Genomic DNA, 24,275 nt, shown 5'->3' with positions numbered 1-24,275 from the left:
TCAATAGTGCGGAGACCATCTTACAAGATCAGACCGTGATGGGCAGCGCCCGCTAGTTCTTGAGCGACGTTGCATCATAGGGTGGTAGGGAAGAATCAAGGCAACAACAGGGGACACAATGCGCGCTTACCGGTGGTTGGGGCGAGCTCTGGGGGTGACGCTCCTCGTCGCATCTCTGACCGGCTGTACCATCCAAGTCCCCACCGAATCCGTACCTGGTACAACCCGCTCGCAGGAGTCCTCGTCCGGGCTCAACGAAAAGAGCGGGGACGCAACGGCGCCGCCGCCGCCGCCGTCGTCGTCCGCTGAGCTGCCGCCACAGACAGTCGCGCAGATCCGCCAGAAGGATATGTCCTTTAAGCGTGGCGCCTACCTGAAACCATCGGCCATGCTCACGTTCTCTGACGGCCTCATGGATTCGCCAGAGTGGGAGCCCACCCAGATGATGGTCAATGGAGAATCTGTCTACCGAAGCACATCCGGATGCGAAGCGTCGCTGCGCTCTACAAATGTTCAGGATCCGCTGGTCGTAGAAGTGGATGACAGGGCGTCAACCCGGGCCCTCTTCCGATTTCAGGACCCCAGTATCCTCGGCGAACATTTGGAGCCCACACAGTGGTTGTGGGGAGAGTCCCCAGACGAGGCCAAAGCAGCGATCGAGTTCTTGACGTACGTTCAACCCGCGACGGAAACCTCCCGTGCCAGCGCAGTATCAATGCGTCTCTTCGCTGCCACCCGGACCGGAATTGTTTTCACGGCGTCCTGTGAGACGGATGACCAGCTCTCATCGGCAGTAGCGGATATCCGCAACCGGGTATCTGTGGTTCCGCCGGATAACTAAGCCGTTACCTGCTTGGTGGTGGACTCGAGTGCGGTCCGCGTGGCACGGAATCGCTTCGGGTGGTGGTCCCGCGCGGTGGTTTCTGCCAACAATGGGTTCATGACCTCATCTAAGCAGTGGTATGCCAACCCGGCGGCCCGATCCTTCCGCACTCCGCCCGCGCCCCAAGAGGTACTGGCCTTTCATCAGGCTGCCCTCGGATACAGCCCCACCCGGTTGAAGGAGAGCCGGGAGCTTGCAACCGACCTCGGTGTCCGGCAGGTCTTCGTCAAGGAAGAGTCTGTTCGCTTTGGCCTGCCCGCCTTCAAAATGGTGGGAGTGCTGTGGTCGGTTTACCGGATCTTATCGGCACGGACGGGCGAAGCCGGAGAAAACTGGTCCTTCGACGAACTGGCTGACAGGTTCGGTGGCAAACTGACGCTCTACTGCGCCACCGACGGCAACCACGGACGTGCGGTGGCGCACACGGCGTCGTTGTTCGGCCTGTCGGCACGGGTCTTTGTGCCCTCCTCCATCAGTCAGGCGGCCAAGGACGGCATCCGCGGCGAGGGCGCGGAACTCACCGAGGTTCAGGCCCCGTATGACGACGTCGTCCCCCATGCGGACGCTGCGGCCGAGGCGGACCCCGCCGGGCAGCTGGTTCAGGACACCGCGTGGGAGGGGTATGACCAGATTCCCACGTGGATTGTTGAGGGCTACTCCACCATTTTCCGCGAGCTGGACAGCCAGCTTGAGGACGCCGGCGTGGCCGGCCCCGACGTCGTTGTCACTCCCTGTGGAGTGGGTTCGCTGCTCCAGGCAACAGTGGCGCACTACCGCGGTAACGACCGGCCGACGGATACACCGCAGCCGTCCCTGCTGAGCGTGGAACCGCTCGAGGCCGGTTGCCTTGTCGAGTCGCTGAACGCTGGCGGACGGGTTTCAGTGGAGACGGGAAGCACCCACATGGCCGGGCTGAACTGCGGCACCGTTTCCACCATCGCGTGGCCGGTCCTGCGCGGGGGCGTCGACGCCGCAGTCCTGGTGCCCGAGAACGCGGACATCTCCGCGGTACACCGGCTCGAAGAGCTTGGTTTCGACTCCGGCCCGTGCGGAGCCGCCTCGCTGGCGGGACTGCATGTTGCCTTCGACAATCCGGAACTGCGAGAGTCCATGGGCGTTTCCGGAGATTCCGTCGTCGTGCTGCTCAGCACCGAAAGCCGGGAGGCTAACCCGCTTGATTAGCGCTCAGCCGGGCGAGTGGCCGGATCGTCAGACGGCGCGCCTGTAGCGCAGCAGAACTTCGCTACCTGAGACGAGCACATGGTTCAGCGCCAAGGCCTGCAGCTCGTGCCCCGAGCCGGATACAATCCGGGGGCCACCACCGCCAGCAAGTGACGGGCTGAAAGTTAGGCACAGTTCATCGACCCGGCCGGCGGCCTGAAACGCGCCGAACACTCCAGGGCCGCCCTCACACAGAAGCCGCGTGAGACCCCGGTCGGACAACTCTCCCAACGCCGCCTCGACGTCAAGTTCATCTACTCCAGCAACGACGACGTCGGCCACTTCCGCTATCCGGTACCGCGACTCCAGCGGCGCCCTTTCAGTGGTCAGGACAATGGGTTGGACAGGGCTGCGAGAGAATATATCAGCGTCGGATGCCATATCGAGGGAACCTGAAATGATGACGAGCGCCGGATGCGTGGCTAAGCCATGGCCCAGACGCCATTGCTGCCCCTGCGCATCCAGGAGCTCACCGGCATAGCCCTCGGCACGGACGGTCCCTGCACCGACAACGACGGCATCCGCGAGCCGGCGCAGGAGGCCAAAGACCTTCTTATCCGCAGGTCCACCCAAACCGCCCGAAACTCCCTGATGGTTGGCCGCGCCGTCGGCAGTGGCCACGAAATTGAACCGCGCACAGGACTTTGACGGGTCTGAATATGCGTAGATGGCTAGCAGCTGGGCATCATCCAGAGCTCCACCTGGCTGCGGATACACGGCGGAAATCAAGGTGTCGGCCTGTTCGTGTCGCCCATGTTGTGCTCCAAATACGCTGGTTGGCGCCAGCCAAGGGCCGCTTCCGTGAAGGTGACAGTCGAACGCGACGCACCGACGTCGTGCATCCTCACAATCCGGGCACCACCAAGGATGCACATCACCGCTGCGGCGAGCGATCCCTCCAACCGGTCCGACTTTGGCTGGCGAAGGGTTTCGCCGATGAAGTCCTTGTTCGAAACTGCAGCGAGCGCCGGGTAACCCAGCGAGGCGATCTCACAGAAGCGACGCGTCAGTTCGAGCGAATGCAAGGTGTTCTTATTCAGATCGTGTCCAGGATCGACGATGATGTTCTCCGGCGCAACTCCCAAATCAATCGCTGCGTTGACGCGGTCCTGCAGGAATGCGGCAACCTCTGTGACCACATCGCCGTACGTTGGCCGGGGGTAAACAGTGCGCGGAGCGGCAAGACTGTGAGTGATCACCAGATGCACCCCGGTGTCTGCCACAACCCGGGCAAGATCCGGGTTCTGTAGCCCGGTTGTGTCGTTGATGACATCCGCACCGGCCTCAATGGCCCGCTGAGCAACATAGGGGTCAAAAGTATCTGCGGAGATCACGACGTTGGAGGCCTTCCGAACCGCTGCTATGACCGGCACGATCCGATCCGCTTCGTCTGCCGCCGACAGCGTGGGGCCAGGAGCAAAAGGCACCCCGCCAATATCAACCCAATCAGCGCCGTCGTCCACCGCCTTGAGCGCCGCATCCACCGCCGCGGGCAGACCAAAGGTTTTCCCGGCGTCGTAAAAAGAATTCGGCGTGCGGTTGATGATAGCCATCAGCGCTACTTGCGAGGAGAAATCAATGGTGCGGGCGCTGAAGTGGTGCACCGGGTGCAGTAGCTCAGGCATAAAGGCACCAGGCTGGCCAGGGTTGACAAGAGGCATATCGGTCACAGGATCATTCATACCAGTAGTGAACATCGTCCAAGGTCTTTTATGACTGGACGGGTGCACCGCGATAGAATGTCACACGTGCCCGTGTACTTGGATCACGCGGCGACCACGCCCATAACGGGCACCGCGCTCGCCGCATTCACCCAACACCTCAGCCGTAGCGGCAACCCATCATCGCTGCACGGTTCAGGTCGGCGCGCCAGAATTGTTGTTGAGGAGTCACGGGAGAAGATCGCCGTCGCAGGCGGGGCCCACCGTTCCGAGATCATTTTCACCTCCGGCGGTACTGAAGCTAATAACCTTGCAGTCAAGGGGCTCTACTGGGCGCGTCGGGCAGCGGACCCCGCCCGACGACGGATACTGTGCTCATCGGTGGAACATCATGCCGTTCAGGACACCGTTGAGTGGCTCGCCTCGCATGAGGGAGCTGACATCGTCTGGTTGCCGGTGGACGCTCATGGCGTGGTTAGCATAGAGGCTCTTGAACACGAGATAGAAGCTGATCCTGGGAACGTCGCCCTCGTCAGCGTCATGTGGGCCAATAATGAGGTCGGAGCAGTGCAGCCTATCCACGACGTCGTGGAGTTGGCGCACCGGCATGGAATACCCGTCCACTCCGACGCCGTTCAGGCATTCGGCACGATCCCCGTGAACTTCGCAGATTCCGGGCTGGATACGATGGCCGTCAGCGCTCACAAGATTGGCGGGCCTGTTGGCGTTGGTGCCCTGTTTGTTGGTCGCTCGGTGTCGCTGACCCCTACCCAGCACGGTGGGGGACAGGAGCGTGACGTGCGCTCCGGAACGCTGGACACGGCAGGGATTGCCGCTTTCGCCGCAGCCGCGGAATTCGCGGCGTTGAACCTCACCCAGGAGGCCAACAGGCTCGTGGAACTGCGCGATAGCCTGATTGAAGCCGTTCAGCGAGCAATACCGGAGGCCATCCTGCGGGGACCTCTGGAGCAGGGTGATTATGCCAAGCGGCTGCCGGGGAACGCTCACTTCACTTTTCCCGGGTGCGAGGGGGACTCGTTGTTATTCGTTCTGGACATGGCGGGCGTGGAATCATCAACGGGATCGGCTTGCACGGCCGGTGTTCCCCGGCCGTCGCATGTTCTGCTGGCGATGGGACTTACTGAATCAGAGGCCCGCGGTGCGCAGCGGTTCAGTCTCGGGCATACTTCGACATCTTCGGACGTTGACGCACTGGTGGCTGTACTTCCAGGGGCATACGCCAGCGCCCGGAAAGCAGGAATGGCAGGACACGTGAGCACTATCCAGACAGCAGGAACAATCAGCCGCGCCGGCAACGTCTCCGGAACCATGCGGCAGGGAGAAAAATGAAAGTTTTGGCAGCAATGAGCGGTGGAGTGGACTCTGCGGTGGCCGCAGCCCGGGCCGTAGATGCGGGGCATGAGGTCGTCGGTGTTCACCTGGCCCTGAGCCGCATGCCCGGAACCCTGCGAACCGGTAGCCGTGGTTGTTGCACCATCGAGGATTCCTCCGATGCCTGGCGTGCCTGCGAAAAACTGGGTATCCCGTATTACGTCTGGGACTTTTCCGAGCGCTTCAAGGAAGACGTCGTCGATGACTTCATCGCAGAGTATGCTGCGGGCCGTACACCCAACCCCTGCATGCGCTGCAACGAACGCATCAAATTCGCGGCGCTACTGGAGAAGGCTCTTGCCCTTGGTTTTGATGCAGTGTGCACTGGCCACTACGCGAAGGTCCTCGAGAACGCTGACGGGGACCCGGAGTTGCACCGCGCTGCGGACTGGGCAAAGGACCAGTCTTACGTACTGGGAGTCCTCACCCATGAGCAGTTAAAGCACTCCATGTTCCCGTTGGCCGAGACTCCGTCCAAAGCCGAAGTGCGTGCCGAGGCTGAACGGCGCGGCCTTTCGGTGGCGAAGAAGCCGGACAGCCACGACATCTGCTTCATTCCCGACGGCGACACCCGAGGCTGGCTCGAGGAGCGTATAGAAATGAGCGAAGGTGACATTGTCGACGCCGAGGGCGCCACGATTGGACGGCACGGCGGAGCGAATGCTTTTACCGTGGGCCAGCGCAAAGGACTTCAGCTGGGGCGGCCCGCGGCTGACGGTAAGCCTCGGTTCGTCTTGGAAATCCGGCCCAAAGAAAACAAGGTGGTCGTTGGTCCAGAACGCATGCTGGCGGTGGACCGCATGAAGGGAATCAAGGTTTCCTGGTGCGGCAAGCCGATCGCTGAGGTGGACAGCGGCACCGAGTTTGACTGCATGGCGCAGGTTCGGGCGCACGGTGATCCTGTGGACGCACGCGCCAGGGTGATCGCTGGTGAGGACGGTTCTCCGCTGCTTGTCGTCGATTTACTCGAACCGATGAGAGGGGTTGCTCCCGGCCAAACCGTAGTCCTGTACCAGGGCACACGGGTCCTTGGACAGGCAACTCTTGACTCTGCTCGATCAACCGAACGTCCTGAATTGGTGGATGTCGCAGGCTGAATTGAGCGGCCCCAAATATTAACTTCCTGTTGCAAATTGACTCACGGACCCTCTGCCGCGCCGCGAGAGCCAATTGTTCGGTACCATCGAGTCATCATCCACAGTGCGCTGCATCACATTTAGCGCCTAAGTCGAACTCGTTGAAGAGGAAAACCACAGATGGCAAGAATGAGTAAAGGCCTGCGGTGTGCAGCAGCAGTGACCGCACTGAGCGCCCTAGCACTGACAGGGTGCACCGGACCTGTTAACGAAGGCAGCGGCGAAGGCTCTGACAGCGAAAAGCTGGTTGTTGGGACCACTGACAAGGTCGTGTCGCTGGACCCGGCGGCTGCCTACGACAATGCCTCCATGGTTGTCATGACTCAGGTTTATCCGTTCTTACTCAGCTCCAAACCTGGTAGCGCAGAACCAGAACCCGATATGGCCGAGTCAGCGGAATTCACTTCGCCTACTGAATACACGGTCAAGCTCAAGGAAGGCCTCAAATGGGCTAACGGGCACGACCTCACGTCCTCGGACGTCAAGTTCAGCTTCGATCGTATGGTCAAGATCGCAGATCCGGAAGGCCCCTCGGCTCTCCTGGCGAACCTTGACAGCGTCGACACTCCTGATGAGACCACGGTTGTGTTCAATCTCAAGGCGGGCAACGACCAGACCTGGCCCGGCGTCCTGACCACGTCCGCTGCGCCGATCGTGGACGAGGAAGTCCTCTCCGCTACCGAAGTAACGCCTGACAAAGAAATTGTGGACGCCGACGCATTCGCAGGCCCCTACACGATCGACAGCTACACCAAGAACGAGCTCATCAGCTACAAGGCCTACGAGGACTACGACGGCATTCTGGGTGCGCCGAAAATGGAAAACGTGGACATGAAGTACTACGCGGACGCCAACAACCTCAAGCTCGAGGTCCAGCAGGGCAACATAGACGTCGCGTACCGATCCCTGTCCGCCACGGACGTCGAAGACCTGGAAAAGGACGACAACGTCAAGGTCATCAAGGGCCCCGGTGGCGAGCTTCGCTACATTGTTTTCAACTTCGACACCATGCCATTCGGCGCGAAATCGGAGAACCCAGATGCAGACAAGGCGCTGTCCGTGCGTCAGGCTATGGCCCACGCACTTGATCGCGAAGCCATCGCGGAACAGGTCTACAAGGGAACCTACACCCCCGCATACTCCTACGTACCGACGGGCCTTCCTGGAGCCATCGAACCGCTCAAGGAAATGTACGGAGACGGCAGCGGCGGACCGGACATGGCCAAGGCCAAATCCACACTGGAGGATGCGGGAATCAAAACGCCGGTATCCATCAACCTGCAGTACAACGGAGACCACTACGGTCCGTCGTCCGGCGACGAATACGCCATGGTCAAATCGCAGCTCGAAAAGGAAGGCCTCTTCAAGGTCAACCTGCAGTCAACGGAATGGGTGCAGTACTCCGAACAGCGCACGCAGGACGCCTACCCGATGTACCAGCTCGGCTGGTTCCCCGACTACTCCGATGCCGATAACTATCTGAGCCCGTTCTTCGCACCGGGTAACTTCCTCGCGAACCACTACGAAGATAAGGGTGTCACCGAGCTGATCACTGAGCAGCGGGTGACCATCGACGAGGACAAGCGCGCGGACCTGATCGGGCAGATCCAGACCGAAGTGGCCAAGGACCTCTCCACATTGCCGCTGCTTCAGGGCAACAGCCTTGCCGTCGCCGGCAAGGACGTCAAGGGAGTTCAGGACACCCTGGATGCGTCCTACAAGTTCCGCCTCGCAGTGATCTCCAAGTAAAAACAGAACGGCCTCGGCCGACAAAGGGGGCGGGACAGCCATGCGTGGCTGCCCCGCCCACCCATGTGGTCCCGCCGGTTTCGTCCTCTGATCTCTAAGGGCAGCAGACGCGCTCCGCAACAGTTTAGGTAGACATGACGTCAATGATCGATACTCCCGAGGGACAGACAGTGTCGTCTGCCGCCACACCGGGAAAGCCAAAGAAACAGGGGCTGGGACTGGGGCGCTACATCCTCATCCGGTTCCTGCTGATATTTCCCACCATCTTCATTCTGGTGACGATGGTGTTCTTCCTGATGCGGATCACCGGTGACCCCATCACGGCCGCGCTCGCGGGACGGCTCCCACCGGATGCACTTGCCGAGAGGATAGCGGCCGCCGGATACGACCGACCGGTTATCGTCCAGTACTTCGAGTACCTTGGCAATTTGATCCAAGGGGATTTCGGAACAACCCTCTCCGACAACACGCCCGTGACACAGGTTTTGGTGAACTACGGCGCGGCCACTCTGGAACTGGGCATTTACGCTCTCACCGTCGCGTTCATTATTGGTATTCCCTTCGGCATGATTGCCGCCTACAAGCGCGACCGCCTTCCGGACGCGTTCCTGCGCGTCTTTGCGATTCTCAGCTACGCGACCCCGATCTTCTTTGCTGGTCTCCTACTCAAGCTCGTCTTTTCCGTCTGGCTGGGCTGGCTGCCAGTTGCCGGCAGGACAAGCTACACCGCTGAACTCGAAGGACTGCGAAATCCGACGGGCCTCTACTTGCTCGACGCCCTCAGGTCAGGGAACTGGACCATTATCGTGGACGTGCTCGAACACGCCGCGCTGCCCGCCATCGCCCTGGGTCTACTCACCGCCGGCGTTTTTCTCCGGCTGGTTCGGACCAACGTCATCGGTACGCTCGGAGCTCAATACGTTGAAGCCGGCCGATCCCGCGGTGTGAGCGAATACCGGTTGGTGACCAAGCACGCTTACAAGCCGGCGCTCATTCCCATCATCACCGTGATGGGACTCCAAATGGCGCTGTTGATGGGCGGCGCCGTACTGACGGAGACAACATTTGAGTGGAAAGGGCTTGGTTTCAAGCTCGCCGAGTACCTGACGGCGAGGGACTTCGTGGCAGTCCAGGGAATCGTGATGCTGCTGGCAGTGATCGTTGCTCTGACCAACTTCATCGTCGACATCATCGCAGCATTGATCGACCCGAGGGTGAGGTACTGACCATGACCAACGACAAAAAGCAGGATCCCGTATGGAAACGGCTCCCCATCATTTCCCATCTCGGCAAGGCCGTGGGGCTCCAGCGGACTATGCTCATCATCGGGCTGGTTCTTAGCGGAATCTTTGTGCTCACTGCGGCTTTCGCACCGCTCATCGCTCCTTTCGGTTTCGCACAAGCCGCTGACGAGAGTGGACGATTTGGCGCACAGCAGGCTCCCGGCGGTGCCCACATCTGGGGTACAACCGTGGGTGGCTACGACGTCTTCTCCCGCGTTGTCTGGGGAACTCAGACCGCGCTCATGGTTATCGTCGCTGCCGTCGTTCTCTCAATATTCGCCGGCGTCATCCTGGGCCTCGTTTCCGGTTACATTGGCGGCTGGCTCGACAAGGTCATCGTTGTCGTCGCCGACGCCATTTACGCGTTTCCAGCGCTGCTGCTCGCCATTGTCATGGCCATTGTCATCAGCCGAGGCCAGTCAAGCATGTTCGGTGGAATCATGGCCGCGGCCATTTCCATCACCGTGGTCTTCATCCCGCAATATTTTCGGGTAATCCGGGCCGAAACGATTCGCCTCAAGGCTGAGCCTTTCGTTGAATCGGCCAAGGTCGTCGGCGCCTCTGACGTCCGCATCATGGCCAAGCACATTTTCCGTAACGCCACGCGTACGCTGCCGTTGATTTTCACGCTCAACGCATCTGAGGCAATCCTGACGCTCGCTGGTCTTGGCTTTCTCGGCTTCGGCATCGAACCGACAGCAGCCGCAGAGTGGGGTTATGATCTCAACCGTGCAATGGCCGACGCAACCAGCGGGATCTGGTGGACTGGCGTTTACCCGGGTCTGGCCATCGTCCTCACCGTGCTCGGACTGACGCTCGTCGGAGAGAGCATGAACGACCTCAACGACCCACGTATCCGTGGCCGAAAACGTGTCGGAAAGAACAGCACGTCACGCGAACCGCAGGAAGCGGCATCCGCGCCGGCCATTCATGGCACGGGAATGGAGATAACCCATGAGTAGAGCTCACAGTAGCCACACCGAACCGGATGCAGGGATTCCGTCGACAGCCAGCGACGCCGTCCTAAAAATTGAGGGGTTGAAGGTCACCTTCGCCACCGATTCCGGCGACGTCCAAGCAGTCAAGAACGTCAGCCTGAGCGTGGCGCCGGGCGAAGTAGTGGCCATCGTGGGTGAATCGGGATCGGGTAAAACCGTAACGGCCAAAACCATTCTGGGTCTTCTTCCGGAAACCGCCGTCAGCGAAGGTGCCGTCATCCTGAACGGGAATGACGTCATCTCCGTTTCGCCGCATCAGATGCGGCGAATTCGCGGCCGCGATGTGTCCATGGTATTCCAGGAACCTTCTACGGCGCTGAACCCCGTCTTCACAGTGGGATGGCAGATCACCGAAGGACTGCGGGCTCACGGCAAGGTCTCCCGGAAGGAAGCACGTCGGCGTGCCATTGAAGCGCTGACAAAGGTGGGGATTCCTGACCCCGAACACCGGGTTGATTACTACCCGCATCAGTTCTCCGGAGGCCAGAAACAGCGCGTTGTCATCGCGGCGGCGTTAGCGCTCAACCCTGGCCTTATCGTGGCCGATGAACCCTCGACTGCCCTCGATGTCACCGTGCAGGCGGAAATACTCGAGCTTCTGAGGGACCTGCGGGACAAGTTCGGTACGTCGATCGTCCTGATCACGCACAACATGGGTGTTGTCGCCGATCTCGCGGATCGGGTCGTCGTGATGTTCGAGGGAGACGTTGTCGAGGTAGCGGACGTCAAAACGCTTTTCACTCATCCGCAGAACGAGTACACGCGTAAACTTCTGGGTTCGGTGCCCCGGATAGGGGCCAACTCGGCGTCGGCATCCATGTCTACTGAATCGAAGCCCTTCGGTGAAGTACTCGTTGAGGCAATCGATCTTGAAATCGAGTATCCCGGCAGACTCGGGAAGAGCTCGTTCAAGGCTGTAGACAAAGTGAACTTCACCATCTCGGCTGGAGAAGTGTACGGACTCGTGGGAGAGTCTGGGTCCGGAAAGACAACTATCGGTCGAACCATCGCTGGACTCAACAGAGCCACCGGTGGAAGTCTGAAAGTACTCGGCTACGAGATGCTCCAGCTCAAGGAGCGGACCTTCAAGCCACTGCGCAAAGACATCGGGTTCGTCTTTCAGGATCCTGCGGCCTCATTCAATCCGCACTTGACGATCGCGGAATGCATAGCCGAACCAATTACCATCCATGAAAGGCGCTCAGTTCAGGACAGCCTCAATCGGGTGCGGGAACTGATGGACGCCGTTCAGCTCCCTCGGCACTTCGCTGACCGCTATCCCCACGAGCTCTCTGGCGGCCAACGTCAGCGCGCGAGCCTCGCCCGTGCACTGGCACTGAATCCGAAACTGCTGATCGCAGATGAGCCAACCAGCGCGCTCGATGTGTCGGTGCAGGCCAAAGTTCTCGAGCTGTTCAAGGAAATTCAGGCGGAATACGGCTTCGCGGCACTGTTCATCAGCCACGATTTGGCCGTCGTTGACATGTTGGCTCACCGTGTGGGCGTGCTGCTGCAGGGGCAACTGGTGGAAGAGGGGTTGGGCACACAGATCATGAACGAGCCCAAACACCCTTATACGCGCCGGCTGATTGGTTCGCTGCCGGTCCCGGATCCGATTCTGCAGGCGGAAAGACGCGAGCGCCATCGTGAAATTCTACGCGAAGAGGCACTGGGAAACACTGGATACTGAACCAAGCTATGTGGCGCGGGATGGTCATGTGATTTCACATGTTCACGCCCGCGCCGCTGTGTCTGTTTGACTGGTTACATGACAGACGCAGGAGGTAACTACAATCCCGAAGCAAGTTCACTGGCCGGTGAGGTGGACGCGAGCGTCATGGCCGAATTACTTTCGGTCCGAGGTAGCATCGACAACATAGACGCGACGCTGGTCTACCTTCTGGCCGAACGGTTCAAAGCGACGCAGCGTGTGGGCCACCTGAAGGCGGAGCACAAACTTCCGCCCGGCGACCCCGCCCGTGAGTCTGCGCAGATCGGGCGGCTTCGCGCACTCGCCGAGGAAGCCCACCTGGACCCAGCGTTTGCAGAGAAGTTTCTGAACTTCATCATTTCTGAAGTCATCAGGCATCATCACGATATTTCGGAAAGTCGGGAAGCGGATCAGTGATCATGAACCAGGCAATGGCCGCTGCGGCGTCGGGTGCAACTGCCACAGGCCTTGGTTCTTGGCCCGGCAACGACCCGAGGGAAGCGAATCGTGTGGTCAGGGGAGAGCTCGGCACCCCTAATCTTCCGCACGTCGTGGAACTTCCGCATCGCGGTCCCGGGGCGGATCCTACCGGCCGCAGCGCCGCGATGCTCGTGGACCTGGCCGTGGATCTACAACCGCACGGTTGGCGGATCATCCCGCGAGCAGGCCGTGAGCATCGCCGGGCGGTTTCGTTACTGAAGACAGATGTAGATACTCTGGCCGATGACATTGGGGTCAATGGCGCAGCGGTGGGGGAGCTGAAGACACAACTACTTGGCCCTCTCAGCCTTACTTCAGGACTCTATTTGCCGTCGGGTGAGCGCGCTCTTCGTGACGCTGGTGCCAGAAGGGACCTTGCGCAATCGCTGGCGGCCGGCGCTGCCGAGCATGTTGGGCGTGTCATGGCGGCGGCACCTGGTGCACAGCTGACCGTGCAGTTGGATGAACCGCGGCTGTCGGATGTTCTGCACGGGCGTATTCCCACAGCGAGTGGATACCGAATGTTGCGTGCTGTGCCGAGATTAGAGGCGTTGGAAGCGTGGGCTGTTGTGGTGAGTTCGCTAAAGTCAGCCGGAGCGCATCAGGTCCTCGTGTCCGCAGCTGGGGTGAATTTGCCGTTCAAAGAACTTGCCGAGACCTTCGACGGTCTCGCCGTTCCTGCCTCATCTGTGACGGATCATGAGTGGGAATCACTGGCTGAGATGCTGGAGGCCGGGCGGTTCCTCTGGCTGGGGGTCGGCGGCGTCGGGCCACTACCTCAGGTTTCAACGATGGTGCGGAGCGTCATCGATCCGTGGAACCGGACGGGCTTAGACCTTGATCGGTTCAAACAACTGAGGCTCACGCCCGACGTCGGACTGGCAGAGCGCACGCCGACGGAGGCGAGGATGATGCTCGGCCGCCTGTCCTCGGCTGCGGATGCCTTGAATCAGGTGATGGCCGAAGGCTGAAGCCAGACCGTCAGCGCCAGCACCTTCTGACGCTGAGCCAGTCCAGAACGATCTTCGCCGTGAAGCGTCCGTGGGCACGAAGGTAAGGGCTAGATTCCAGATAGGGTCGGGCGCCGTTGACCACCATATACGCGGCCAGGATACCGAGCCACGCATCAATGTCCTCTGGGTCGGCAGTGGCTGTCAACGGTGAGTTCGTCAACCACTGTTCGACGTCAAGCCCTCCATGACGGGCATACGGCAGGAGCCCCACCCAATCCGCCCATTCCGGTCCGGTGGACAAAAAGTTCCAGTCGCAGATGAACGCCCGGTTGTCTTTCTGGCGCATAATCACGTTGTCAGCCCGAAGATCATTGTGCAGAACTGCATCTCCGCGAAGGGCTTCGGGAGCCCGGTGACAGAGTCCCTGTAAATCCTGCAAAGCCTTCCGGGTGAGGAGTCCGCTCAAATAGTCGGGCATCTCCGATGAATCACCCAGCTGTTCAAACACGTTCCTGAAATCTGGATTATCGAACTCCTCAGACATCGATCCACCCGTTAGGTGCGCGGGAACGGATTTCAAACCGGCCTGGATCGATATCAGTGACTCGTGGATCGACAATAGATCCGGGACGCTCCACGGTGCTCCCGGCATCCGGCCGTGCACGGCTTCAAAGCACAGCAACTGCCACGGAACGTCCTGATCCTCGATGACCGGCCCATCGAGTAACTGCGGCACGGGCATGTCGTGGGGCATCAGGGCCAGAACTTCTGCTTCCCGAACATAGGCGGGGTGAATAAACGTGTCAGCCGCGCACGCTGCCTTGACGAAAATACTGCGATTCACGCCCGTCAATATCGCAGCAAAGCCGGGGGTAAACCCTCCTCCGGCAAGCTGAACGCGCTGTACGGGGGAACCGAGAAGGTCCGCAAAGCGCGTCCGCACTACAGCGGGCAGGCTTTGCCACGTCATACGTCTGGAAGTTGCGGTGTAGTCCACGAACACATTGGTCATGGACATCGAGACTACCCTTCTTCAGTGCCGTTCACAGCCTGCCCGCTGCCTTCAACCGGATGTACATATCAGCCAGCCGCGGTGCGAGATCATGGGGTGTTTCATCCACTATTTCCGCCCCCGTTTGCCTGATCCTGGCGGCGACAGCGGCCCGATCCAGTAGGGCGCGTTCGGCAGCGGCTGCGCGGTAGGTTTCCGCGGCCGTATTCCGCTGAGTCCTGCGCAAGTCCAGTTCCGGGTCGCGGACAGCTGCTACAACGACCATATGTTTCGTCGTCAAACTGGGCAGGACCGGCAACAGACCCTCTTCTACTGCCCCCGCATCCAAAGATGTCAGTAAGACCACGAGAGATCGGTGGGATGACACCTGATGAATTTGGCGCGGGACGCCTGTCCAATCAGCCTCAATCAATTCTGGCTCAAGGGGTGCCATGGCGTTGACGAGCTCGCTGAGCTGGTTCCCCTTGGCCTCGGACTCCACCCTGGCTCGGAGACGCCGGTCGAAGGCCAGAAAATCGACTCTGTCTCCGCCGTGCCGTGCCAATACGGCCAGCAGGAGTGATGCTTCGATCCCTGTATCCAGACGCGGCTCGTCCTGAATCCGCACAGCAGAGGTGCGGGACGTATCGAGAACTATGATCACTCTTCGGTCGCGTTCGGGCCGCCAGGTGCGCACCACAGTCTCGCGTCGTCGGGCCGTTGCGCGCCAGTCAATGGAACGGACGTCGTCTCCGCGAACATAGTCGCGCAGCGAGTCGAATTCGGTCCCGGCACCGCGCAGTTGCACGGCAGCGCTGCCGTTGAGCTCGCGTAGTTTTCGCAGTTTGGAGGGCAAGTGTCTTTTCGAATGGAAAGCGGGCAGGACCCGCAGTGTTGCTGGCATTCTCATGGTCAGTTGTCTGGAGGCCAGGCCGAGCGGCCCGAAGCTCCTCAAAGTCACGTGGTGGACGTGGAGATCACCACGTCGGACCGGACGCAGGACGGAGCGCACACGACGCGTCTCTGCTGGGGGAATGGTAAGCCGGGAAGGCAAACCATTGGCGCCAGCTGAAGGCTGCCAGCCCTCGCGGACAGCGGCCCGAATGGTCCGCCGGCCGCGGTTGGTGATGGTCAACGTGCTCTCGCACCATTCACCGAGCCGCACGTTCGCAGGAAGCCCCCGTTCAACCTCTACACGGCGAAGCGGCGCCGCAGCCAGCAAATCGATGGTCATGACCATCACGCTGAGGAGAAGCCACCACAGAATGGTCGATGCGTGTGGATAGAGAATGACCGCCAGCGAGCCCACCGCAACGAAAATCACCAAGCGCCCTGAAATAGCCATGTTGCTTACCGAGGAACGGGAACGGTGGCAAGAATGCTGGAGAGGACGTCGTCGACCGTTACACCGTCCATCTGCGCCTCAGGGTGGAGGCTGATCCGGTGGCGCAGCGCGGGGATCGCGAGAACTTTCACATCATCCGGCGTGACGTACTGACGGCCGGAAAGCCAGGCCCAGGCCCGGGAGGTGTTCAGCAGGGCAGTAGCCCCGCGGGGTGAGACGCCAAGCTGGAAGGAAGGCGCAGCGCGCGTTGCACGGACAACGTCCACAATGTAGCCGAGTACCTCCGGGGAAATCGTCACCTGGGAAACAGCTAGGCGTGCCCGCCCCAGATCTTCGGCGGATGCTGCAGGCTGAACGCCAGCCGCTGCGAGATCTCGGGGATCGAAGCCTTCGCTGTGGCGGCGGATGACTTCGATTTCGTCGTCACGTTCGGGCAGGGGGAGCGTGAGTTTGAGCAGGAAGCGGTCCAGTTGTGCCTCAGGCAACGGATAGGTGCCTTCATATTCAACGGGATTCTGTGTGGCGGCGACAATGAACGGCTCGGGTAGCGGCCTTGAGATCCCATCCACGGAGACCTGCTTTTCTTCCATGGCCTCGAGCAGGGACGCCTGGGTTTTTGGTGGGGTCCGATTGATCTCGTCCGCGAGGAGGATATTGGTGAATACGGGTCCCTCTCGGAACGTGAACTCCTCTTTTCGAGAGTCGTAGATCAGCGATCCGGTGACGTCACCGGGCATCAGGTCCGGGGTGAACTGGATGCGTCGTGTGTCGAGGCTGAGCGCCGTCGACAGAGCGCGCACCAATAGCGTTTTGGCGACGCCGGGGACCCCTTCTAGCAGCACATGGCCGTTGGCCAGCAAAGCGATGAGCATCCCAGTGACGGCGGCATCCTGCCCGACGACGGCCTTGGCCACTTCGGTACGGACATCGAGCAATGCCTGACGCACAGGATCCTGCCCTTTCAGGCCGTCGTTGACCGGGGTAGCGGTTGACTGCGGCGTTTCCTGACTCATGCTGTGGCGACCTCTTTCTCTAGGGCTGTGAGTTCCTGCGCCCATCGAACCAAATCGGTTTCGCTGATGGGAGCTGGGCGGTCAAGTATGACCGCAATGATGTGGGGATCGCGGGACAGGGCCCGCGCCGTCGCGGCTACAATCGCCGCGATCTCCGGAGTACGGCCGAGGCCAAGATGCCGCGTAATGCGTAAAAGGCTTGCTGAACGCAGGTTCTCGGCTGCCCGAACGACTGCTTTGGAATCCTGGTAGAGGCGCGCCCGTCCATCGGCTGTTTCTGAAGATCGTACGACGACGGGGAGTCGCTCGGCCACAAGCGGACCCATGCGGCGTCCACGCCAGAACGCGGCGAATGCAGCGACGATGAGGAGCCAAACAGCCAGGAGCCCTACCCAGGGCGGAAGAAGCTCCGTTGGGTTCTGAGGTTGTGCCGTAGCTTGCAGGTCATTGATGGTCGGCTGGTACCAGACGAGGACGGGTTCCGATCCGAGGACGTGCAGGGCAAGAGCCGCATTTCCCTGATCGGTGATGGTGGCGTTGTTCATCAGACTCGGATTGCCGAGCACCGTAGTGGTCCCGGAATCCGTGACGACCAATGAACCAGCGCCCCGTTCTCCTTCGGCGGGCAAGAAACAGACAGTACCTCCACGGTAAGCCTGACCTCCTGCCGTGATAGTGCTAGCCGCTGTGGCCGCGGGCAAGGAACAGCGGGCTTCAACGGTTTGTCCCTCATCAACCGACATTTGCCCAGCCTGTCTAACGGTCGGGGCTAAAGATTCCAGCTGGTCGAACGCCGGTGCTGCCAGTACCGTCTTTCCGGCGCCTCCACTGGCTAATCGTTGAAGCTGGTCGGGATCCAACCACATAGACGGGTCGCTGAGGAAAAGGGTGCTTGGCTCGCCTGCCTCCTCAAGGTGCTCCAGTGCTTCCTCGAGCGTTGTCGCGTACTTGATGGTGATGCCGCGCTGTGTCAGTACTTGAGCGACGGCTTGCGCACCGTTGGGCGCTGGATTATGCGGAGATAGTGCGGTGCGGTCCTCCGACGTGCGTGTCAGAATCGCGACTACCGTGACCGCCACTACGAGCACGGCCAGGATGCCCCAGAACCTGATGCTCCGCCAACGCGAGCTTCCGCTGCTTCCAGTTGTATCGGTTTCCTCGGCGGTGGGTGCCCCGCCGAGACCCGCAGCTGTCACGAAGGGACCGCGAAGACAGAAGAAACGGACTGCTGGGTGTGTGGCTGAGTCTTTTCGAGCTGTTGGTCCACGATCCGCGCCCATTCGTAATCTTTCGCGCTCGCCCGTCCTGCGCCATAGCGCACCTCATTGAACCGCGAAACGAGCCACTGAATGTCGTCGGTACGGTCTTGGAAGCAATCGCCGAGCAGCCGGGAGACTTCATCTGCTGTGCGCCCGGGTGCGCGCTCGATCAGGGTACGTTCCTCGGCGCTCCTGATCACAGCCCGAAGGGTCTCTGTCAGTGCCTCGTTGTAGTGTGCGTCGACTGCGGCAGCAGCAGCCAACGCGCGGTGTCGAGATGCTTCCAGAACTTTATTGCCGTCAAAGACGTCAACGGGCAGACGGGCCGCAGCATTTAACCGTGGTTTGATGAACCAGATTGCCAGCGCGATGACCGTCAGGGCCGCGAACCCAAGAAGCAGAACGCCGACGTCGGAGTCCAGCGAGCGGACGCCGTCGAGCGCATCCGTGAGCCATTCCAAGACGACCCGCCAGAAACGTTCCAGTGGTCCGGGCTGCGACTCCACATAAGGTGCCTTGGCGAGCTCGTCAGTCAGCCACCGACGCGCTTCGTCGTCGTCCGGTGTTACCGCCACATCCACCATGTGTCCAGGGGTCATTGCGGCCATGGGCCGGAGCTTTGGCCAGCCGGTGGCGTGTGTGGTCTCCCGTCCCGTCGGACTGAGTGACCGGGGAGGAGACCAGGCCCCCCCTCCGCCGCGGATTCGTGTTCCTTCATCAAGGTGATGTCGAAGCCTTCGCGGCGAATCCTCAGGTCCACGTAGAGCAGCGACGTGACAGCAGCCTGGAAGGCCAGACCGATCGCCGCAAAGACCGCTGTAATCAACGAAGTCACGAGCAAAACTGGCACCGACTGGGCGAAGGCGGCCTCTCGGCCTGACTCGGAGCCGCCGTTCATAGAAAAGGCCAGGCTGGCTACCATCGAGATCGGTGTGCTGATGACGGAGGCGATGACCTGGACAATGACGGTGGTCAACAACAGAATGCCGAAGGTTCTCCACCAGTTACCTTTGACCAGTGTCCAGGAACGGCCGAGCGAGGCGAATATGCCAGTTCCGTCCAGGATCAGGGCCGCAGGGGCCAACGCCAGTTTCACCGTGACCCACACTGCGAGCGCGAACAGTGCCAGAACGCTGATGATGACGATGGCGATCGATTGTTCTTCAAGGGCGATAACGGTCACGACCATGAGTAGGACGAACACGGCGAGAATGATCGTGGCTGCAACGACCATCACCAGGCCGAGCCCGATCAGAGCAACGATCTTCTTTCCGGCAATACGCCACATGGCGCTGAACCCGGTCTTGAGATTGAGGATGGCGCGAGCCACGGGAATGACCAGTACGCCCTGAAGCACCAGGACGGCTATGGCGTTGACAAGTGACAGAACGGAAGCGCCGCCCATGATGGAGGCCACCCATCCAAGTGCCTCACTGTCATTTGCGGTGTTGAGATTCTCCAGCTGTTCAGGATTAAGCAGCAGTCCCCCCAGCAGTGCCACTGTCAGAATTGACAAGACCACCTGCACGAGGACTGCGCTACCGAACGTGGCCGCTGCGTTCTTGCGACACGCCAGAAATGCGCCGTCAAGAATTTCGCCAAGACCAAGTGGTCGAAGGGGGATGATGCCCGGCTTAGGCGGGGCCACATACCCGCCCTGACCCGGTGGTAGGCGTGGACCGTTGAAACCCGGATAGCCGCCCGGAGGCACGCCATGGGCAGGAGGAGGCCCGTTGGGCTGCGCTGGCTGGGTCCACGGGCCACTAGGGCCGGGACCGGGCCTCGACCATGGGTTTTGCTGCCCCCATGGTTGCTGAGGTTGCTGATGGTCCGGTGGCTGACTCATGATCCCCCTGGAAGCGCCGACTGAACTGGTGGACGTAGTGTCTCGACTATAGTTTCCCTCACGCAGTTTCCGGAATCGCCCACGATGTCGGGAACGTGAGGGTGTGCCAAGACGTTGAGTTCCCTGCACAGGTTCGAGCCTGTATGACAGACTTCTAACAGACTTGACGGAGCGGCGCACCCGTTCACCGTAATGGCGGATGTAGGTCGTCGGGGACGCTATAAGAGACTATGGAGATATGAAGGCACGTATTCTGGTCGTCGACGACGACGAAGCACTGTCCGAAATGATCGGTATCGTTTTGCGCAATGACGGGTTCGATCCCGTGTTTTGTGCCGACGGCTCCAGCGCGCTCGAGGTGTTCCGCAACTCGAAGCCAGAGCTTGTGTTGCTGGACCTCATGCTCCCGGGCATGGACGGCATCGAGGTCTGCCGCCAGATCAGGGCGGAATCAGATGTGCCGATTGTTATGTTGACGGCTAAGTCGGACACCTCCGACGTTGTGCGGGGCCTCGAATCCGGTGCTGACGACTACGTACCCAAGCCTTTCAAGCCTGCGGAACTGGTGGCCCGAGTCCGTGCCCGGCTTCGCCCGGGAGATCAGAAGGCTCCTGAAACGCTGAGTATCGCCGACGTTAACATTGACGTCGCTGGGCATTCGGTGACTCGAGGGGGCAAAAAAGTGTCGCTGACACCGCTGGAATTTGATCTGCTGGTGGCGCTGGCCCGCAAGCCATGGCAGGTATTCACCCGTGAGCTCCTGCTCGAGCAGGTGTGGGGGTACCGTCATGCAGCGGATACCCGGTTGGTGAACGTTCACGTGCAGCGGCTGCGCTCCAAAATTGAGCAGGATCCGGAAGCCCCGGAGATCGTGCTGACAGTGCGTGGAGTCGGCTATAAAGCTGGCCAGGGATAGACATGTCCACCGCGGTGTCCGCACCAGCGGAAGAAGCGGGACGCAAACCGTCGGGATTGCGTGAACGCATAGGGAAACTGCGAGGGCAAACGGTTCACCGGTGGCGGCGTTCATTGCAGTTCCGGACCGTCGTCGCCACCATTACTCTCGCCGCCATGGCTCTCGTAGGTGTCGGGGCTTTTCTCTCCAGCCAGATTGCGGGCGCGCTTTACCAGGAACGGTTGCGGACCCTGAGCGCGGAGTCCAGTGAGGGTCTCTCAGACGTCCGAGAGATTTTCAACAGCACGGCTGCCAATGATAGTGAGTCCACGGTCAGGCTAGTCAAAGACACCCTACGGATCCTTGAAAAGACCGGGGCTGAGGCCCCTCGGCAGTATCTGTTGACACCGCTGCCAGGAGATGAAAACAAGAATTACTACATGTCGCCATACTCGAGTGACACAGGGTTGGCACCCGACGGGATTCAACTGAAGAGCAGCCAGATCCCCGGGCGCTTGACGGAAGCGGTGCAGACGGGCGATAACCATTACTGGTCGCCGATGTTCCTGTCCAATGGCAACCGGGAGGTACCGGCGCTGGCCTTCGGTACAAAGGTCACGTTGCCACCGGAGCGTACTGAGTATGCGCTGTATCTGATCTACGATCTTGGCTCCCTGCAGGACACCCTCAATGAGATTCACGGCGTGTTGTGGATCGGAGGTGCGGTTCTGCTGGTGGTCATCGGAACTATTGCGTGGTTCGTCACGCGGGCCGTCGTCGGTCCAGTCAGCCATGCTGCCAACGTTTCAGAGAAGCTGGCTGCCGGCCACCTCGAGGAACGCATGGACGTCAAAGGTGAGGATGAGGTGGCTCGGTTGGGTGCATCGTTCAACCACATGGCTGCCAGCTTGCAGGAACAGATCACGCAGCTGGCTCAACTGTCCAAGATGCAGCAGCGGTTCGTCTCGGACGTTTCACACGAGCTGCGAACTCCTCTCACTACCGTGCGGATGGCAGCTGAGGTCCTGCACGATGCCCGCCGCGACTTTGACCCCGTCAATCGACGCTCCGCCGAGCTGCTCTATAACCAGGTTGAGCGATTCCAGGCTCTGCTTGCTGACCTGCTGGAGATTTCACGTTTTGACGCGGGCGCGGCGGTCCTCGAAGCGGAGACTGCGGACCTGTGCGGAGTCGTTCGCAACGCTATTGAGGGAGCGCAGCCGTTGGCAGATAATATCGGCGCGGAACTGCACATTGTCTCTTCAGCGTCCACCTGCTTGGCGGAGATGGATCCGCGCCGAATTGATCGCATCGTGCGGAACCTCATCCTCAATGCCCTCGAACATTCAGAGGGGAACCCCGTTGACGTGACCATCGCTTCCGACGACGAAGCTGTCGCCGTCACGGTTCGCGACTACGGCATTGGTATGACCGCACTCGAAGCGTCCCGCGTATTCGATCGATTTTGGCGGGCAGATCCGGCCCGCGCGCGAACCACGGGCGGCAGCGGTCTGGGCCTGTCTATCGCAACAGAGGACGCCCGACTGCATGGAGGGTGGCTCCAGGCATGGGGCAGCCCAGGAGGGGGATCCTGCTTCAGGCTGACCCTTCCCAGAAAACAGGGCACAGTCCTGACACAGTCACCGATTCCGCTACTCCCAGGGACATCCAGAGATTCAGCGCTGACCTCCGCGGAGGATACGAATGTCCGTTGACTCACAGCCCGTTACGCAGCGGCTGGCGATCGTGTTTTTGGCACTCGTCCTCTGCCTGACTGGATGCTCGGCTATTCCAACGGTGGGGCCGGTGGGGACGATCACAGCCGCACCTCAAGATGGATCACTGGACATTACCTTGCCGTACAGTCCCCGAGGACCGTCGGAGAACGCTACGCCCGAGGAAATCGTTGACGGCTTTATCGCTGCTGGGCGCGGTGTCCAGGAGGATTACCAGGTGGCCAGAGAGTATCTGGGCCCGAAACTCAGTGCAGCGTGGAGCCCGGAGGGACGAGTTCTCATTTACCGTGCTGAACCCAAAACGGTCCAAACCCCAAAGGATGAGAATGTACAGATTCAGGTCGAAGTGGTTGGTTCGATCAATGAAGTTGGTATCCGCAGTGACACTGCGGCTGGCACCACGGAAACCATTGATGCGCACCTCACGAGGAACAACAGCGGCCAGTGGAGGATCAGCGAAATCCCAGACGGCATTCTGGTTCCTGAAGGTAGTGTCTCCACCCTGTTCCGGTCACACAACCTGTACTTCTACAACAGCACTTACCGCTATTGGGTCCCTGATGTCCGCTGGTTCGTCAAGCGACAGGGTGTCACCGCAAACATCATTAAAACCATGCTTGCCGGGCCAGCACCGTATCTAGAAGGCGCTGTGGTCAGTGCATTCCCCGAGGGCACCACACTGCCGAGTAACTCGGTTCCCATTTCCTCCGGTGAGGCAACAGTGGACCTCTCTGCTGATATTCTGCAGGACGCCACAGACGAACGGCTGCTGCAGATGAAACGGCAGTTGGAGCAGAACCTCTCGTCGTTGAACACGGTTTATTCGGTGGAGATGACAACGGGACAGTCTCCTGTGTCTATCGAAGTTGCTGACACCCCCGACCCCGTCGTGAAGAGTCCTTCGGTGGGCATTACCCAAATAGCTTTGCTGAATAACGAGTTAACCTATTACCGGGGCGCGCAGCCGGTGGCTATTCCGGACATTCCATCAATCCGCTCGTGGAAGCCGAAAGACCCGGCCATTTCCTACGACATGAAGACTATGGCCTTTCTCTCCGGAGACAAGGACAAACTTCTGGTGACGGCGCCGGATCAGGACGTTCGCGTGGTCAGCCAGGGCCAATCGATGACAGCGCCGAGCTTCGACCCGATGAATTGGTTGTGGCACGCGGACTCCAGCGATGATGGTCAGTACAGCGTCCATGCGCTACCCCCGGGTGGAGGATCCGCTAACTCCGTGACCCTTTCGGCGGAGTGGTTGGGAGACCGGGACGTCAAGGAGTTACGGATATCGCGCGATGGCGCGCGGGCCTTGATAGTGGCTGAGCAGGCGGGTCAGAGTCAGGTCCTGTTGAGCGGTATTACACGATCCTCGGACGGTGTACCACGTGAGCTTGTGGCCCCTTACGAGGTCAGGACGAGCGGCCCGGTCGACGCGGCAAAGTGGGTCGATGAAACCACGTTCGTTGTCATGGCGGCCGACGACGACGCTCCAGTCAGTGCTGAGATCATCACTTTGGGATCTTCGCCCCAGGAGACAGCACCTCTGCAGGGAATGCGCGGAATAAGCGCAGGCACAGGAGATCAGGACATATTTGCCGAGACGGACAAGGCTATCTATAGTCGCGTCGGGAATAGCTGGGTCGAGGGAACACCGGGAATCCGCGATCCGGCTTTTCCCGGTTAGCCTGATCACCTGAAGTTTTCCACAACTACAGACTTC

General features: G+C 60.3%; 21 protein-coding genes. 13 read left to right on the top strand and 8 right to left on the bottom strand.

Annotated elements, in window-relative coordinates; translation table 11 throughout:
- Positions 1-118 precede the first annotated feature (118 nt).
- The gene (locus JOE65_RS11740; RefSeq protein ID WP_205163368.1) at positions 119-841 is read left to right on the top strand and encodes a hypothetical protein; all 723 of its coding nucleotides are present in this window, start codon (positions 119-121) and stop codon (positions 839-841) included.
- A gap of 99 nt (positions 842-940) precedes the next feature.
- Entirely contained in the window at positions 941-2,065 is a 1,125-nt protein-coding gene (locus JOE65_RS11735) for a diaminopropionate ammonia-lyase (RefSeq protein ID WP_205163367.1), read from the top strand.
- Positions 2,066-2,092: 27 nt separating this feature from the next.
- On the opposite strand, the gene JOE65_RS11730 is transcribed toward JOE65_RS11735, so the two are convergent.
- Entirely contained in the window at positions 2,093-2,821 is a 729-nt protein-coding gene (locus JOE65_RS11730) for a dihydrofolate reductase family protein (protein WP_205163366.1), read from the bottom strand.
- An 8-nt stretch (positions 2,822-2,829) separates the two neighbouring features.
- Positions 2,830-3,786, bottom strand: coding sequence for a dihydropteroate synthase (gene folP, locus JOE65_RS11725; RefSeq protein WP_420827508.1), 957 nt, complete (start codon positions 3,784-3,786; stop codon positions 2,830-2,832).
- Positions 3,787-3,852: 66 nt separating this feature from the next.
- Here folP and JOE65_RS11720 point away from each other — a divergent pair, with 66 nt between their 5' ends.
- From JOE65_RS11720 to JOE65_RS11685, 8 genes are all read left to right on the top strand, one after another.
- Positions 3,853-5,115, top strand: a complete 1,263-nt coding sequence (locus tag JOE65_RS11720) for an aminotransferase class V-fold PLP-dependent enzyme (RefSeq protein WP_205163365.1) — start codon at positions 3,853-3,855, stop codon at positions 5,113-5,115.
- Positions 5,112-6,254 (top strand): tRNA 2-thiouridine(34) synthase MnmA, encoded by a 1,143-nt coding sequence (mnmA, locus tag JOE65_RS11715; protein WP_205163364.1) that lies wholly within the window; start codon positions 5,112-5,114, stop codon positions 6,252-6,254. The genes JOE65_RS11720 and mnmA overlap by 4 nt, the downstream gene beginning before the upstream one ends.
- Positions 6,255-6,413: 159 nt before the next feature.
- A complete protein-coding gene (locus JOE65_RS11710) occupies positions 6,414-8,042 on the top strand; it encodes an ABC transporter substrate-binding protein (protein ID WP_205163363.1) in 1,629 nt (542 codons plus the stop codon).
- 134 nt (positions 8,043-8,176) lie between these two features.
- Positions 8,177-9,268 carry an ABC transporter permease gene (locus JOE65_RS11705; protein ID WP_205163362.1) on the top strand — a complete coding sequence of 364 codons (1,092 nt, stop codon included), beginning with the start codon at positions 8,177-8,179 and terminating at the stop codon, positions 9,266-9,268.
- 2 nt (positions 9,269-9,270) lie between these two features.
- Positions 9,271-10,287: an ABC transporter permease gene (locus tag JOE65_RS11700; RefSeq protein ID WP_205163361.1), complete on the top strand. Its 1,017-nt coding sequence runs from the start codon at positions 9,271-9,273 to the stop codon at positions 10,285-10,287.
- The gene (locus JOE65_RS11695; protein WP_205163360.1) at positions 10,280-12,013 is read left to right on the top strand and encodes an ABC transporter ATP-binding protein; all 1,734 of its coding nucleotides are present in this window, start codon (positions 10,280-10,282) and stop codon (positions 12,011-12,013) included. The genes JOE65_RS11700 and JOE65_RS11695 overlap by 8 nt, the downstream gene beginning before the upstream one ends.
- Positions 12,014-12,091: 78 nt before the next feature.
- Positions 12,092-12,451 (top strand): chorismate mutase, encoded by a 360-nt coding sequence (locus JOE65_RS11690; RefSeq protein ID WP_205163359.1) that lies wholly within the window; start codon positions 12,092-12,094, stop codon positions 12,449-12,451.
- 2 nt (positions 12,452-12,453) lie between these two features.
- Positions 12,454-13,485: a uroporphyrinogen decarboxylase/cobalamine-independent methonine synthase family protein gene (locus JOE65_RS11685; protein ID WP_205163358.1), complete on the top strand. Its 1,032-nt coding sequence runs from the start codon at positions 12,454-12,456 to the stop codon at positions 13,483-13,485.
- 10 nt (positions 13,486-13,495) lie between these two features.
- On the opposite strand, the gene JOE65_RS11680 is transcribed toward JOE65_RS11685, so the two are convergent.
- The 6 genes from JOE65_RS11680 to JOE65_RS11655 are packed head-to-tail and all read right to left on the bottom strand — an operon-like array spanning position 13,496 to position 19,723.
- Positions 13,496-14,485, bottom strand: coding sequence for a phosphotransferase family protein (locus JOE65_RS11680; RefSeq protein ID WP_205163357.1), 990 nt, complete (start codon positions 14,483-14,485; stop codon positions 13,496-13,498).
- A gap of 25 nt (positions 14,486-14,510) precedes the next feature.
- Positions 14,511-15,803 (bottom strand): DUF58 domain-containing protein, encoded by a 1,293-nt coding sequence (locus JOE65_RS11675; RefSeq protein WP_205163356.1) that lies wholly within the window; start codon positions 15,801-15,803, stop codon positions 14,511-14,513.
- A 5-nt stretch (positions 15,804-15,808) separates the two neighbouring features.
- Complete coding sequence (locus tag JOE65_RS11670; RefSeq protein ID WP_205163355.1) at positions 15,809-16,816, bottom strand: AAA family ATPase; 1,008 nt, start codon at positions 16,814-16,816, stop codon at positions 15,809-15,811.
- Entirely contained in the window at positions 16,813-18,012 is a 1,200-nt protein-coding gene (locus JOE65_RS11665; protein ID WP_205163354.1) for a DUF4350 domain-containing protein, read from the bottom strand. The genes JOE65_RS11670 and JOE65_RS11665 overlap by 4 nt, the downstream gene beginning before the upstream one ends.
- Positions 18,009-18,683 (bottom strand): DUF4129 domain-containing protein, encoded by a 675-nt coding sequence (locus tag JOE65_RS11660; protein WP_205163353.1) that lies wholly within the window; start codon positions 18,681-18,683, stop codon positions 18,009-18,011. The genes JOE65_RS11665 and JOE65_RS11660 overlap by 4 nt, the downstream gene beginning before the upstream one ends.
- On the bottom strand, positions 18,671-19,723 hold the full coding sequence (locus JOE65_RS11655; RefSeq protein ID WP_205163352.1) for a DUF7847 domain-containing protein: 1,053 nt from the start codon (positions 19,721-19,723) through the stop codon (positions 18,671-18,673). The genes JOE65_RS11660 and JOE65_RS11655 overlap by 13 nt, the downstream gene beginning before the upstream one ends.
- A gap of 436 nt (positions 19,724-20,159) precedes the next feature.
- Between JOE65_RS11655 and mtrA the strand changes: the two genes are divergently transcribed.
- The 3 genes from mtrA to JOE65_RS11640 are packed head-to-tail and all read left to right on the top strand — an operon-like array spanning position 20,160 to position 24,239.
- Positions 20,160-20,837 carry an MtrAB system response regulator MtrA gene (gene mtrA / locus JOE65_RS11650; RefSeq protein WP_205163351.1) on the top strand — a complete coding sequence of 226 codons (678 nt, stop codon included), beginning with the start codon at positions 20,160-20,162 and terminating at the stop codon, positions 20,835-20,837.
- A 2-nt stretch (positions 20,838-20,839) separates the two neighbouring features.
- Positions 20,840-22,531 carry an MtrAB system histidine kinase MtrB gene (gene mtrB, locus JOE65_RS11645; protein WP_205163350.1) on the top strand — a complete coding sequence of 564 codons (1,692 nt, stop codon included), beginning with the start codon at positions 20,840-20,842 and terminating at the stop codon, positions 22,529-22,531.
- Positions 22,521-24,239, top strand: a complete 1,719-nt coding sequence (locus JOE65_RS11640; protein WP_205163349.1) for an LpqB family beta-propeller domain-containing protein — start codon at positions 22,521-22,523, stop codon at positions 24,237-24,239. Before mtrB ends, JOE65_RS11640 begins: the two co-directional genes overlap by 11 nt.
- Positions 24,240-24,275 lie beyond the last annotated feature (36 nt).

Origin of the sequence: Arthrobacter roseus (assembly GCF_016907875.1) — a bacterium.
Taxonomy (GTDB): Bacteria; Actinomycetota; Actinomycetes; order Actinomycetales; family Micrococcaceae; genus Arthrobacter_J; species Arthrobacter_J roseus.
Note: the sequence above shows the minus strand (reverse complement) of the source record. Positions and strands in the feature narration are given on the sequence as shown.

Coding starts and splice junctions, on each gene's coding strand:
- JOE65_RS11740 (WP_205163368.1), top strand. CDS start 119: ATGCGCGCTTACCGGTGGTTGGGGCGAGCTCTGGGGGTGACGCTCCTC.
- JOE65_RS11735 (WP_205163367.1), top strand. CDS start 941: ATGACCTCATCTAAGCAGTGGTATGCCAACCCGGCGGCCCGATCCTTC.
- folP (WP_420827508.1), bottom strand. CDS start 3,786: ATGAATGATCCTGTGACCGATATGCCTCTTGTCAACCCTGGCCAGCCT.
- mnmA (WP_205163364.1), top strand. CDS start 5,112: ATGAAAGTTTTGGCAGCAATGAGCGGTGGAGTGGACTCTGCGGTGGCC.
- JOE65_RS11710 (WP_205163363.1), top strand. CDS start 6,414: ATGGCAAGAATGAGTAAAGGCCTGCGGTGTGCAGCAGCAGTGACCGCA.
- JOE65_RS11705 (WP_205163362.1), top strand. CDS start 8,177: ATGACGTCAATGATCGATACTCCCGAGGGACAGACAGTGTCGTCTGCC.
- JOE65_RS11700 (WP_205163361.1), top strand. CDS start 9,271: ATGACCAACGACAAAAAGCAGGATCCCGTATGGAAACGGCTCCCCATC.
- JOE65_RS11695 (WP_205163360.1), top strand. CDS start 10,280: ATGAGTAGAGCTCACAGTAGCCACACCGAACCGGATGCAGGGATTCCG.
- JOE65_RS11690 (WP_205163359.1), top strand. CDS start 12,092: ATGACAGACGCAGGAGGTAACTACAATCCCGAAGCAAGTTCACTGGCC.
- JOE65_RS11685 (WP_205163358.1), top strand. CDS start 12,454: ATGAACCAGGCAATGGCCGCTGCGGCGTCGGGTGCAACTGCCACAGGC.
- JOE65_RS11680 (WP_205163357.1), bottom strand. CDS start 14,485: ATGTCCATGACCAATGTGTTCGTGGACTACACCGCAACTTCCAGACGT.
- JOE65_RS11675 (WP_205163356.1), bottom strand. CDS start 15,803: ATGGCTATTTCAGGGCGCTTGGTGATTTTCGTTGCGGTGGGCTCGCTG.
- JOE65_RS11670 (WP_205163355.1), bottom strand. CDS start 16,816: ATGAGTCAGGAAACGCCGCAGTCAACCGCTACCCCGGTCAACGACGGC.
- JOE65_RS11660 (WP_205163353.1), bottom strand. CDS start 18,683: ATGGCCGCAATGACCCCTGGACACATGGTGGATGTGGCGGTAACACCG.
- mtrA (WP_205163351.1), top strand. CDS start 20,160: ATGAAGGCACGTATTCTGGTCGTCGACGACGACGAAGCACTGTCCGAA.
- mtrB (WP_205163350.1), top strand. CDS start 20,840: ATGTCCACCGCGGTGTCCGCACCAGCGGAAGAAGCGGGACGCAAACCG.
- JOE65_RS11640 (WP_205163349.1), top strand. CDS start 22,521: ATGTCCGTTGACTCACAGCCCGTTACGCAGCGGCTGGCGATCGTGTTT.